The 12,521-nt window shown below is 42.6% G+C and carries 11 protein-coding genes; 4 read left to right on the top strand and 7 right to left on the bottom strand.

The window, feature by feature from the left end; translation table 11 throughout:
• The first annotated feature begins 418 nt into the window (after window positions 1-418).
• Both CXF61_RS02805 and ribBA read left to right on the top strand, forming a co-directional pair.
• Entirely contained in the window at window positions 419-1,708 is a 1,290-nt protein-coding gene (locus CXF61_RS02805; RefSeq protein WP_165597074.1) for a replication-associated recombination protein A, read from the top strand.
• Window positions 1,709-2,058: 350 nt separating this feature from the next.
• A complete protein-coding gene (gene ribBA, locus CXF61_RS02810; RefSeq protein ID WP_057757842.1) occupies window positions 2,059-3,171 on the top strand; it encodes a bifunctional 3,4-dihydroxy-2-butanone-4-phosphate synthase/GTP cyclohydrolase II in 1,113 nt (370 codons plus the stop codon).
• Window positions 3,172-3,313: 142 nt separating this feature from the next.
• Here the strand turns inward: ribBA and CXF61_RS02815 are convergent, their stop codons facing one another.
• The 6 genes from CXF61_RS02815 to CXF61_RS02840 form a co-directional block, all read right to left on the bottom strand.
• Window positions 3,314-3,805 carry an acyl-CoA thioesterase gene (locus CXF61_RS02815; RefSeq protein WP_101204637.1) on the bottom strand — a complete coding sequence of 164 codons (492 nt, stop codon included), beginning with the start codon at window positions 3,803-3,805 and terminating at the stop codon, window positions 3,314-3,316.
• 52 nt (window positions 3,806-3,857) lie between these two features.
• Complete coding sequence (locus tag CXF61_RS02820) at window positions 3,858-4,883, bottom strand: hypothetical protein (RefSeq protein ID WP_165597075.1); 1,026 nt, start codon at window positions 4,881-4,883, stop codon at window positions 3,858-3,860.
• Window positions 4,884-4,943: 60 nt separating this feature from the next.
• A complete protein-coding gene (locus CXF61_RS02825; protein WP_165597076.1) occupies window positions 4,944-5,942 on the bottom strand; it encodes a uroporphyrinogen-III synthase in 999 nt (332 codons plus the stop codon).
• A gap of 110 nt (window positions 5,943-6,052) precedes the next feature.
• On the bottom strand, window positions 6,053-7,087 hold the full coding sequence (gene hemC / locus CXF61_RS02830; RefSeq protein ID WP_165597077.1) for a hydroxymethylbilane synthase: 1,035 nt from the start codon (window positions 7,085-7,087) through the stop codon (window positions 6,053-6,055).
• Window positions 7,088-7,315: 228 nt separating this feature from the next.
• Entirely contained in the window at window positions 7,316-8,053 is a 738-nt protein-coding gene (locus CXF61_RS02835; protein WP_102078269.1) for a LytR/AlgR family response regulator transcription factor, read from the bottom strand.
• A gap of 329 nt (window positions 8,054-8,382) precedes the next feature.
• Entirely contained in the window at window positions 8,383-9,417 is a 1,035-nt protein-coding gene (locus CXF61_RS02840; RefSeq protein WP_227522887.1) for a histidine kinase, read from the bottom strand.
• Between the two features lie 230 nt (window positions 9,418-9,647).
• Between CXF61_RS02840 and argH the strand changes: the two genes are divergently transcribed.
• Both argH and CXF61_RS02850 read left to right on the top strand, forming a co-directional pair.
• Entirely contained in the window at window positions 9,648-11,021 is a 1,374-nt protein-coding gene (gene argH, locus CXF61_RS02845) for an argininosuccinate lyase (protein WP_165597106.1), read from the top strand.
• 317 nt (window positions 11,022-11,338) lie between these two features.
• Window positions 11,339-11,629, top strand: a complete 291-nt coding sequence (locus CXF61_RS02850; protein WP_057757820.1) for an oxidative damage protection protein — start codon at window positions 11,339-11,341, stop codon at window positions 11,627-11,629.
• Between the two features lie 86 nt (window positions 11,630-11,715).
• Here the strand turns inward: CXF61_RS02850 and phoU are convergent, their stop codons facing one another.
• Window positions 11,716-12,498 carry a phosphate signaling complex protein PhoU gene (gene phoU / locus CXF61_RS02855; RefSeq protein WP_165597078.1) on the bottom strand — a complete coding sequence of 261 codons (783 nt, stop codon included), beginning with the start codon at window positions 12,496-12,498 and terminating at the stop codon, window positions 11,716-11,718.
• Between the last annotated feature and the right edge of the window lie 23 nt (window positions 12,499-12,521).

The raw sequence follows: 12,521 nt of genomic DNA on the forward strand, positions 1-12,521 counted from the left end.
AGTTAATAGTTAATAGTTAATAGTTAACAGTCGCAATTGGCCAACTTTTCCCATCGATACGGTAAAACTGTTAATAGTAGAGCCGTTAATATAGATGAATGATGAAAACAAAAGTACTCCGGACACAAGCTATACGCTTAGTTAGCTTTCATTAACATATTTTTGCGTTAGCCTAGCGTGTATAACCTATAAAAAGTACCATACTTATAAACTAGCCTACTTTTACTGCTGATGTCTAATACTCATTGCCATTATAAAATTGCTGCGAAAATCATGCCAAACGTATACGAGTGTTAAAATCCAATGAGAATGGTGGAGTTAGCCTAGTATGCTGTTATTTAAATTTAACTATAAAGACCTTGCCGTTACTACCTTTGCAGCTAGTAAATAGCTTTTTCATTTTTCGATAGAGAGTCTTATGTCACCTAACTTCCATGCCGATACCCCACTTGCTCAGCGTATGCGCCCTACTTCTCTTACCGATATTATTGGTCAAGAGCACTTGCTGGCAACTGGTGCACCGCTACGACGCTTGGTAGAGCAAGGGCATCTGCCATCTATTATCCTGCACGGTGAAGCAGGTATTGGCAAAACAACCATTGCGATGTTGTTAGCTGATGCCGTTAATCGACCTTTTCATGCGCTCTCCGCATTAAATACTGGTGTCAAACAGTTACGTGAAGTTTTAGATAATAAAGACTCACTGGCATTTGAGTCACCTGTAGTCTTCATCGATGAGATTCATCGCTTTAATAAAGCACAGCAAGATGCACTATTGGGCGCAGTAGAGTCTGGTGATATTACTTTAATTGGCGCTACCACTGAAAACCCATCATTTAGTGTCAACAACGCTCTACTATCACGTTGCCAAGTATATCGTTTAGAGCCGTTAACACCTGAGCAGATAAGTACCGTGCTGCAACGAGCACTCTCGGAAGACAATATACTCAAAAAGTTGACCGTCGATTTACAAGCAAAAGATACCATCAGCCAGCTGGCCCATGGTGATGCTCGAAAAGCGCTAAATTTATTAGAGTTAGCGATTCAGACCGCTGATACCAAACAGTCGCCAGTGATTATCGATGATGAATTGGTCAGTCGAGTGGCACAGACTGCTTTGTTAAGATATGACAAAGATGGTGAGCAGCATTACGATATTATCTCAGCAATGATAAAGTCAGTCCGTGGCTCAGATCCGGATGCGGCATTGTATTGGATGGCACGTATGCTCGTAGGCGGCGAACCTGCTGATTTTATTGCGCGGCGCTTGGTGATTTTGGCCAGTGAAGATATCGGTAATGCCAATCCTAATGCTTTACTCCTAGCTGATGCAGCATTACGTAGTGTGCAATCTATTGGTATGCCAGAAGCACGTATTATTTTAGGGCAAGTTGTGGTGTATTTAGCGACCAGTGCCAAAAGCAATAGCACTTATAGAGCAATCAATGCTGCGATGGCGTTGGCTGAAAAAGATGCTTCACCTGTACCGCTACATTTGCGCAATGGCGTGACCAAACTGATGCGTAGTCAAGGCTATGGTCAAGGTTATGCTTACCCGCACGACTATCCCAACCATTACTATCCTCAAAGCTACTTACCAGATAATTTGGTTGGTACTAGATTTTATGAGTTTGCAGACAATCAACGTGAGCAGCACAGCAAACAATTTATGGACTGGCTGAAAAGCCAAGCAGCAAGTAATGAGTAATCGCGTAAAATCTAAGTTAATAAAAAAGTTAACGCACAGATTTATGAGTCAGTTTTAATATTCATTGATAATATTTATGGCTATTTTTGACATACTGAACGATATAGTGGGAAGATGACGCAGCACGTGACGCTGAAAAGCGTTAAAATAACCTCATAATGATATATACAAGCAATTAAGCAAGTTACTTTTATATCAAATTATATTGCTTATAGCGCGATTTACTTGACCGTAGTAGCGCTTTGCTTGACCGTAACAGCGCTTTGTATTATCTACTGCTACAATAAGCAGATAGAGCCTTATATTCTAAATGACACCTATTTATAAATAATAAAATATTGAGATTTACTATGAGTTTAAATGCAATCCCTGAGATTATCGAAGACATTCGTGCTGGAAAAATGGTTATCTTGATGGATGACGAAGACCGCGAAAACGAAGGTGATATCATCATGGCAGCGACCCATGTGCGCCCTGAAGATATTAACTTTATGATTACTCACGCGCGTGGTCTAGTTTGTTTGACCTTATCACAAGCACGTTGCCAGCAATTGGCACTGCCACTGATGTCAGATCGTAACGAGGCTAAATTTAGCACCAACTTTACTGTTTCAATTGAAGCGGCTGAAGGCGTCACCACCGGTATTTCTGCTGGTGATCGTGCACGTACTATTCAGGCAGCGGTATCTTCATCAGCAAAGCCTGAAGACATCGTTCAGCCTGGACATATTTTTCCAATTATGGCCCAAAACGGTGGTGTTCTTCACCGTGCAGGCCATACAGAAGCGGGTTGTGATTTAGCACGTTTAGCGGGTCTAGAGCCAGCAGCGGTGATTGTAGAGATTATCAATGCAGATGGTACGATGGCGCGCCGTGACGACCTTGAAATATTTGCAAAAGAGCATGACATCAAGATAGGCACGATTGCTGACCTTATCAATTATCGTATCGCTAATGAGCAAACGGTAGAAGAGATTGAGTCACATCCTTTTGAAACTGAACACGGTACTTTTACGCTACATCGCTTCCGTGAGTTTGGGGCTGAAGAAACACATTTAGCCTTGGTAAAAGGTGATGTTAGCGAAGGCGTCAGCACTGTACGCGTGCATGGCTTCCACCCATTACGCGATTTATTTGCAGCTAAAAACGATATGACTGGCCGTAGTGGCTGGAGCGTACAGTCAGCACTAGAAGAAATCAGTGCTTCAGATCGCGGTGTGTTGGTATGGATTGGTAGCAATCAGCCAGTTGATTTGGGAGATGCGTTGGATAAAGCCGCGGACAACGAGTCGCAATCTACCATCACGCAGCAACCTTATCGTAGTATTGGCGTTGGTGCACAGATATTACGCCACTTAGGTGTTCGTGATATGCGCTTATTGTCATCACCAATGAAGTTTTTTGCATTGTCAGGTTTTGATCTAAACGTGGTTGATTTTGTTCATGCGCCGCAACAAGACTAAAAACTGTTTAAGAGATTAGTTGAAGAATGAGTTATAGAAAAGGCACGCTGACATTATGTTAGCGTGCCTTTTTTTGTTTTTGGCTTTTAATTCAAGATAGCTTTTTTGAAAAAATAAACCATCGACTCATATAGAAACTGACCTAAAGCTCAGGCGTATGACCAAACTCGGCTTCTAATGCTAGCAGCTGTCGACGCTCTGCTGCTGTCCATGGCAACTTACCTTTACCATCACTATCCAGACGTACTACGACTGCTTCTGCCATAGCAACGATTGTTTCTTGTGCGGTACTATAGTAACTATATTCCATCGCCATACTCGTATTGCCTAAACGCTTACAACGAACTCCTAATAATAATGTATCAGGATAGGTAACTGGGCGTAAATACTGACAGCTAGACTGGGCTAAAACAGTGACCATACTGCCATCAAACATACCTAGCGCATGCAGATAACTAATACGTGCTGACTCAGCGTAACGATAGTAAACCACATTGTTCAGGTGATTGAAGGCATCCATCTCTCCCCACTGGATAGGTTGATGATGAATAACGGGATAATGAGCTAGTAATTCAGGGCGGTGTTCGTTTGCTGCATCAGATATAGATACTGACTTTTCATTAGAGTGGGTCATTGCTTACCTTACATTTTATATTTTCTGTATTAACTATTGTGACTAGCTCTCATTAACGTTGCGGCTTGTCTAAGATTTCTGTCGTCAATAATGGCGTTGGTTTTGGTGCATGAGCAATCAACTGATTTAGCCATACAATTACTTCTGGTATGTCACTCGGTGCTTTCATTGTCTCAAGATTACTTTGACCATCGATTGGTTTTTTATCAGCTTGTACAATGCCAATCGCGCCAGCTTGTGCTGACTTTTTATTATCGCTAGTTGAAGCCTTAGGCACCAACGTTTTTAACTGTTTGCGTGCTTGCGTCAAATAGCTGACAAGTTGATCCTGCTTACGCATATTGCTGGCTTGGCTTGCTAAATTCAACGTCATGATGACTTCATGGATAGTGAGCTGACGACGCGTTAAATTTGTATCACTAGCCGCTGAATTATCAGCAACATTGAGTGGCTGTTTATTTTCAGTAGCTGCATCTACCAGCTCTCGACGCTGTAAATCCGTACCTTCATAACTGCCAAGACGCTCATGACTGTGCAAAAATTCCTGAATGTTTTGAATCGCAAGATTTTGTATTTGCCATGGGCTTGGCTGCGAGCTTTGCGCTTGCAGACGCTCAATATCTTTGAGCAAACTTTGCTTGATAACGATAGTTAGCGCAGGCGCAATCTCATTACTGCTTTGCGATAATTGCCAATGTAGACCTCGCAATAACTCAATCGCGGCACTGTCATTACTATCCGCCAACAGTCTATCAGCAGCTTTGATTTGGATACGCAACAGGTCCAACTGATTCTGCGCTTGGCTACTGGCCTTAACTCTAGGCTCTGGCAGCGTCTGCTGACTCATGGCAAATAGACGATCGTCCATTTCGTTTAGTCGACTGATTACTTGCTCATTGCTCTGCAAACGATCGTTGACACTATGCTGAAAGCGCTGCTGACTAATATATAGCCACAATAATGCAGCGATCAGCAATAAGATAACCAGCCATTGCATCCGTAGCAGCAAAATATTTGCTTGCCGGCGCTGCTGAACAGTTGAAGGATCCTTAGATAAGGACTCAGAATTCATTGACATAAGGCAGTACCGTTATTGGTATAGATAAACATGTTTAAAGCAAATGGAAAGTTTAAAGTATTATATTTTAGAATGAATGGCTGAGAGAATTGTATGTGGCGACAAATCCTCTACTCGCCAGTAGCTCAACTGCTGTGCGGCAACCATATTGGCAAGACGCTCACCCAACACAACGTAAGAAAAGTCTTTTAGCGTAAGCGATAGACGCTGTGTTGTATTAGCCACTGCATCCGTATTTTGCTCTTTTTTTAACGTCTTCAGTTGCTCGTCATTGACGATATTTGACCAATGCTCAAAAGCTGCCGCACTGCTGATGACGACAATTGGCTTTGGCTGCTTCAGTAGGGCAATATCCGACGTAGTACTATGAGTAAGAAATGCTTGTTGCCACTGCTGATACTCGGCAATCGCATCGATAGGCATTATACGCTCGTACCAAGCAATACTATCGATATGTACACCGCGCGCCTGCAATGTATCAACCAATAATCGTCGTCCACCAAGCCCGCGCCATATCAGCAATTTATCGCCTGCTTGTAAGTTATCAATTTCAGGCATTGCTAGCATGCCTTCGTTATTGGCAGTCTCAGGCTGAAGTATTTGATAGTCTGTTGTATTTATACGCACCTGACTGAACTCTGCCGCCGTTGCTTCACCAACCGCAACCAGAGGACTAGGTAATGATAAACCTTCTGACAATCTCTGCGCATAACTGTCTGTCGTTTTGTATTCGCACTCTTTAAATTCATTTTCAAGTGACTGCCAAGCGGCTAACCCTGAAGCCGCTGCAGTTGGGCTAACGACAACAAGTGCTTTGTACGCCCCCGCCAACCACTGATGCATTAATGCAATATCTAGATCAGTTGTTGGTCGTGGTCGTAGCGTCAACATTGGCATCTCAATCACTACCAATCCTGCCGCTTGCAAATGCTGCGTCAACGATGCTGCTCGCTCTACTGGGCGAGTATTGATGACAATTTGCGGCACGACTTTTAACTTCTCATTAGAGTAATTTTTATGAGAAGTTGTGTATGTAGATTGATTTGGCATTGATGACATAGGTATACCATGACAAAAAACGAATGAAAAAGGCTTAAGTATACAAAAATGGCTGATGCTTAGATCAGCCTATCTTGCGGTTAATCAAACCTATATCGACTGTACTTGTACTACTCAGGATGATAAATGGCTGACAAAATAGCGCCTGCACCATCGGCAAGTAGCATTTCTGCGACATCGATACCCAGTTGGTTGGCTTGGGATTCTTGCTCAGCTTGTGTCCCAACCAACGTAGCTCGTTTGTCTGCCTTCAACAATTCGCTACCATCGGCCTGACCCACTCGACCGCGTAGCCATAGCACATTCCCGCTGTCGTTATTGCCGTTATCACCATTGTTATCATTATTAACGCTGGTTTCTTCAGCTGTCTGCAGAACTGCATAAGCGGCGATCGGTACTTGGCAGCCGCCCTCTAAATGACGGTTCAGAGCACGCTCAGCGATAAGTCGAATACGGGCTTTATCATCATTGAGTGGTGCAAGTAATTTGAGTACTTCTTCATCGCCCTCACGGCATTCGATTGCTAAGGCACCTTGTCCAACTGCAGGCAAGCAAGCTGCGATATCAAGCTCACCGCGTATTCTCTCGTCTAGCTCAATACGCTGCAAGCCGCTCGTTGCCAGAATAATGGCATCGTATTCACCAGCATCTAGCTTGCCCAAACGAGTGCCGACATTGCCGCGCAATGTTTTGATCTGCAGGTCAGGACGATAGGCTTTGATCTGGCATTGACGACGTAAACTTGATGTCCCAACGACTGCACCTTGTGGTAGCTCATCAATACTATTATAAGTGTTTGAGACAAAGGCATCTGTTGGTGAGGCGCGTTTACAGTAGACGCCTAATGTGAGGCCTTCGGGAAGCTGCATCGGTACATCTTTTAGCGAGTGCACTGCAATATCGGCTTGCTTGTCATACAGCGCTTGCTCAAGCTCTTTTACAAACAATCCTTTACCACCGATTTTGGCCAAAGGCGTGTCCAAAATCTTGTCACCCTTAGTGACAATTTTTAGTAAATTAATCGTCAGATTGGGATACAACGCCAATAAACGATCGCGAATATGCTCGGCCTGCCATAAGGCTAAAGGACTTTGACGTGTAGCGATATTTAGAGTAGTCAAAACAGGTTGCTGCGGATTGCTCATAAAGGGCCTCAATAAGTTCGATACTAATACTATAATGGCTATATTCCCAATGTCAGTACTGTTCATCTTTATACTGAATAATATCGATATTACTCGATAGGGCAAATTTGCCAAAGCTTAGGCGACTCAAATGATTAATAGTAGATGCTGACGCAAAAAAATACCCCTATTTAAGCATAAATAAGGGTTTGATGATATGGAATGATTGGTCGCTATCAGGACAGCCTATCACATGCTTTGGATTTTATCACGTAAGGCAGGTAAGTGACGACGACTGACCGCTAGCGTCTCATCAATACCTTTAAAACGTATCTGATACTGGCCTGCATCTAGAGTTTCTAAAAAGTCCAAATAACTAAGGTTGATGATGGCATTGCGATGTACTCGGAACAGACGATCATCAAATTCTTGCTCTAATTCTTTTAGCGTTTCATCAATCAATACCATGCCATCTTTGTGACGTACTTTGACGTATTTTTGATCTGCTGCAAAATAGTAGATATCTTTTAGCTTAATCAATTCAACACCGCGATGCGTACGAGCAGCGATATGTTCACGTATCGGACGTGCTGTCGGGTCTTCAAGCTTGCGAATTTCGTTTAGTTGAGCAGCATTTAGGTTCTTTGCTTTGTTTAATGCCTCTAATAGCTCATCTTTGTTTGCAGGTTTCAGCAAATAGCCAATTGCATTGGCTTTTAATGCTGCGATCGCATAATGGTCGTATGCCGTCACAAATATAATCGCTGGTGGATGCTCAAGTTTGGCAAGTTCTTGAGCACAGCGCACGCCGTCCATTTCAGGCATTCGGATATCTAATAATATAATATCTGGCTGCTGGGTTTTTACAGCGACGATGGCTTCTGCACCTGTTGTGGCTTGAGCAACTACCTCATGGCCTGACTCCTGTACAATTCTCACCAAGCGCTCACGCGCTAGCGGCTCATCATCACAAACTACGATACGCATGCAAACTCCCATCCAAGGACATACTTAATATTTTTTTCAATAGTATTACGGCTATATTAGCACTCATTATCAATCACTTAGAATATAAAATCTAAATTATTTAATAAGATTTTGACGAAAACTACCAGTTTTTATAGCGGACAATATACTCCTGCTATCGGTAGATTTTATATGGTGTAATTGTGTTTCACGGTAGTTATGATATTACTGATTCGTAATCATTATTTATCAAACACAAATTGTGATACCTATACATGGCAATGCAATAAATATGCCACATAGGCTTTTAAGAGTTGAAAAAACGAAGAAAGCTAATAAAGAACAGTAGGTTATAAACCAACGTCTTGTAGAGGATAGTCGATGATGGTGATAATTTGAGTACTGGCTACCGAACTTTGGATATCAGCACTTTGTCCAAAATGGGCGCGCAAACGATCAGCTTGAATATAGAAATTCATATGTTGGCGCAAGTCATGATTGATGATTAGTGTTTTTTTGGGAAGCGCAACATCAATCATGATTTTAACTCGGTGTTGTTCCCACGTGACTTCGATATTAATGCAGATAGTTTCTGTCGTCATCTCTACCACATTGAGCAGTATTTTCTCTAGCACGCTTTGTAGCGTTAGTGCAGTGATAACCATGTCATACATGATATCTTCTTCAGGTAACGTCCAATTGACTTCGAGCTTGTCTGCTAAACGACTAGATTCGATTGCCAAATAATGCTCACAAAGATCAACCTCTTCTTCAAAGCTAATCTCGCGTGTACCACTAAAACTAGCGCGGAATAGTGCAGAGACGTGCTGTAATAAGTCAGCGGCTTTTGGCGGGTTTGATTCAATCAGTGATACGAGTGTGTTGATAGTATTAAAGAAGAAGTGCGGTGCCGTACGGGCTTTTATCAGGTCGTTTTGTGCAGTCAGTTTATATTCAAAAGACAGCTTTAGCGCATTAAGCTCACGGTAGCTGCGCAGAAAATATAATAAGAACACAGCAGTAAAACCACCGGTAAGCACTGTGTTGAAAAGCAAATTAATGACAAAAGCTTGACGGTTATACTCCATCCACCCTAGATTGATCATAACCAAAACCACCAACACCATAGAGACCGTGGCAGAAAACATCATGAGCATGACAATACGCAAACTCACACTAGGAATGCTCGCGTTTTTGAAGACAGGACGCAAATAATCGACCAAATATAGTGCGGGAATAACTGTCAGTGCATTTTGTATCACGCGAGAAAAAAACTTGATAATAAAATCAGACCAGCCTGATAGACCATGGCGCTCAATCACCGTCAAAAACAGTGACCAAAAAAAGATATATGTCAGCCACTGCCAAGGCCTCATGATTTCCATGAGTTTAGGAATAAAAAACTCTAAGCGTGTAGCTAGTAAGGCAACCTCATCATTTGCTATACTCGAGTTCTTATTCTCTTGACTTGTCTTGTACCGATATGAACGCCAATTCTTCAAAACCTAGTAATCCTGAATCAAGTAAAAGTTCATCTGACTCTGATTTTAGCACAGATGCTTCTATAACAAGTACCACAACGCAGACTGCGCCTGCTAGTAGCCAAGGCCAACAAATGTGGGGCGGGCGCTTTAGTGAAGCGACAGATAGCTTCGTTGCCGCCTTTACTGCTTCTGTAGGCTTCGACCAGCGCTTTGCTCGTCACGATATTCAAGGCTCAATTGCGCATGCAACGATGCTGAAAGAATGTGATATTTTAACTGCTGATGAAGTCGCCACTATTATTGATGGCCTTCAGCAAGTATTGCGCGAGATTGAAGCAGGTGAGTTTAACTGGTCGATCGCCCTTGAAGACGTGCATATGAATGTAGAGTCGCGTTTGACTGATATTATAGGTGCCGTTGGTAAAAAGCTACATACTGGTCGTAGCCGTAACGATCAGGTAGCCACAGATATTCGCCTATGGTTGCGCGAAGAGACTGATAATATTATTGAGTTATTAGTACGCTTACAAAGCGGCTTGCTTGATTTAGCTGAGAAGCATACTGATACTATCATGCCAGGCTTTACTCATTTGCAAACGGCACAGCCTGTTAGCTTTGGCCATCACGTGATGGCATGGTTTGAGATGTTGTATCGCGATACCGAGCGTCTTGTCGATGCACGTCGCCGTATCAATCAGATGCCACTTGGTAGTGCAGCGCTTGCTGGTACGACTTTCCCAATCGATCGTACCATCACTGCTGAATTGCTAGGTTTTGAAGGTATCTGCCAAAATTCGCTCGATGCTGTTTCGGACCGTGATTTTGCGATTGAGTTTACTTCAGCAGCATCTATCCTGATGATGCATATGTCGCGTATGAGCGAAGAGATTATTCTTTGGATGTCAGCACAATTTAATTTTGTGCAGATACCAGATCGCTTCTGTACGGGCTCATCGATCATGCCGCAAAAGAAAAATCCTGACGTACCTGAGTTGGTACGCGGTAAAGCGGCACGCGTCTTTGGTCAGTTGATGACTTTGCTTAGCCTAATGAAAAGCCAGCCACTCGCCTACAACAAAGACAATCAAGAAGACAAAGAGCCTTTGTTTGATTGCGTTGATACGTTGACAGGTTCGCTGCTTGCCTTTGCTGATATGCTACCAAACATCACACCAAACGTCGATGCCATGCGTGCTGCGACGATGAAAGGCTATGCAACTGCAACTGACTTGGCAGATTACTTAGTACGTCAAGGCGTGGCATTCCGTGATGCCCATGAAGTGGTTGGTAACGCTGTTGCTTTAGGCATCAAAGAAGGTGTTGATCTAAGTGATTTATCATTGGCACAGCTACAGCAATTTAGCGATGCCATCGGTGAGGATGTTTTTGACTATCTAACGCTAGAAGGCTCATTGGCAGCTCGTGACCATTTGGGTGGCACTGCGCCAAACCAAGTCAAGCAAGCGGTGGTCAATGGCCGTGCTCGCTTAAAAGCCTTTGCCTAATCAGTAAATTACAAACAATAGCCAACTTGCCAATCTAAACTTAACACCCGCTATCCATGCGGGTGTTTTTATTTGTTCTATGACCTCTACTGGATTAGCCAGTGTCGTTTTCAAAATATCAATAGCTTTGGAAATTTCAATAAAAAAATTAAACGCAGACAATATTTGTTATACATCAACTACCAGAGACTTTATAACAAATGGATAGAGGCTTGACGATATACATTAGTACCCTTTGCTAAATCTACCAAGACCGTTATCATAGACTCATATGATATTTGATTTAACCACTTAATATAATGAATAAGGAATGCCTTATGACTGAGACTTTTAACCCTCAAGCAAATACTGTGTTTTGCCGTAAATATAAGCAAGATTTACCAAAGATGCCGCATCCACCCTTCCCTAATAAGAAAGGCCAAGAGCTGCAAGAGACCGTATCTGAAAAAGCGTGGAAAGAATGGCTTGAGCATCAAACTATGCTTATTAATGAGAATCATCTAAGCATGATGGATCCTGCTGCTAAAAAGTTCTTAACAGAGCAGCGTGATAAGTTCTTAGACAATGAAGACTATGAGCGCGCACAAGGTTGGACACCTGAAAGCTAGGATGTACTTACCTTCTAATAATCATAAAAAAACGCGCTTACTATAGCGCGTTTTTTATTATAGGGTGAAAATCAATGTCTTTCTTATCAGCCTTCATCACTATCTGACGTTTCAAGCTCATTGGCTGACAATGTACTAACTTGACGAGCAGCTAAGCGATCATTGGCTTCTTGCACCGCTTTTTCGACCATGGCATAGTCTGAATGACGTACGTCTTGTCCACTGACATAATTAATCACTAGCTCTGCGACATTTTGTGCATGGTCACCAATACGCTCTAGCGATCGTAATATCCACATAATATTAATGACTTTTGATACATGGCGTGAGTCTTCCATAATATAGGTCATCAAAGCACGAATGGCTGACTGATATTCGGTATTGACCACGCTGTCATTACGCATCACTTCAAACGCTTGCTCCGCATTTGATTGACTGAAAGCTTCTAGCGAGTTGTTTAGCATTAGACGAACTTGATTGCTCAAATGCTGAACCTCAGCATAGCCGTATGCTGATTTGCCTTCTGCCGCTATTTTACTGGCCATTCGCGCAATTTTTACCGCTTCATCACCGATACGTTCCAAATCAACCACACCTTTACTGATTGACATGACTAAACGCAAATCACTGGCAGCTGGCTGGCGTTTGGCGACCAATAACAAAATATGCTCGTCGAGTTCAACTTCCATTCGATTGATATCGAAATCCATATCGATGACTTCTTGCGCCAGTGTTTCATCTTTATCGATAAGAGCATGAATAGCTTTGGCCACTTGGTTAGCCGCGCTATCACCCATATATAAAAATAAACGGATGGCTTCATCAAGATCTTGGTCAAAACTTTTGGAGATATGCTTATCACTTTGCATGAGAGGTATTCCCTAGAATCTAT

Origin of the sequence: Psychrobacter sp. 4Dc, from assembly GCF_002836715.1 — a bacterium.
Lineage (GTDB): Bacteria > Pseudomonadota > Gammaproteobacteria > Pseudomonadales > Moraxellaceae > Psychrobacter.

Excerpts from the sequence above, each read along its gene's own strand:
- phoU (WP_165597078.1), bottom strand. The coding sequence starts at position 12,498 with ATGCAAAGTGATAAGCATATCTCCAAAAGTTTTGACCAAGATCTTGAT.
- CXF61_RS02805 (WP_165597074.1), top strand. The coding sequence starts at position 419 with ATGTCACCTAACTTCCATGCCGATACCCCACTTGCTCAGCGTATGCGC.
- CXF61_RS02850 (WP_057757820.1), top strand. The coding sequence starts at position 11,339 with ATGACTGAGACTTTTAACCCTCAAGCAAATACTGTGTTTTGCCGTAAA.
- hemC (WP_165597077.1), bottom strand. The coding sequence starts at position 7,087 with ATGAGCAATCCGCAGCAACCTGTTTTGACTACTCTAAATATCGCTACA.
- CXF61_RS02825 (WP_165597076.1), bottom strand. The coding sequence starts at position 5,942 with ATGTCATCAATGCCAAATCAATCTACATACACAACTTCTCATAAAAAT.
- CXF61_RS02840 (WP_227522887.1), bottom strand. The coding sequence starts at position 9,417 with ATGGAAATCATGAGGCCTTGGCAGTGGCTGACATATATCTTTTTTTGG.
- CXF61_RS02835 (WP_102078269.1), bottom strand. The coding sequence starts at position 8,053 with ATGCGTATCGTAGTTTGTGATGATGAGCCGCTAGCGCGTGAGCGCTTG.
- CXF61_RS02815 (WP_101204637.1), bottom strand. The coding sequence starts at position 3,805 with ATGACCCACTCTAATGAAAAGTCAGTATCTATATCTGATGCAGCAAAC.
- ribBA (WP_057757842.1), top strand. The coding sequence starts at position 2,059 with ATGAGTTTAAATGCAATCCCTGAGATTATCGAAGACATTCGTGCTGGA.
- argH (WP_165597106.1), top strand. The coding sequence starts at position 9,648 with ATGTGGGGCGGGCGCTTTAGTGAAGCGACAGATAGCTTCGTTGCCGCC.
- CXF61_RS02820 (WP_165597075.1), bottom strand. The coding sequence starts at position 4,883 with ATGTCAATGAATTCTGAGTCCTTATCTAAGGATCCTTCAACTGTTCAG.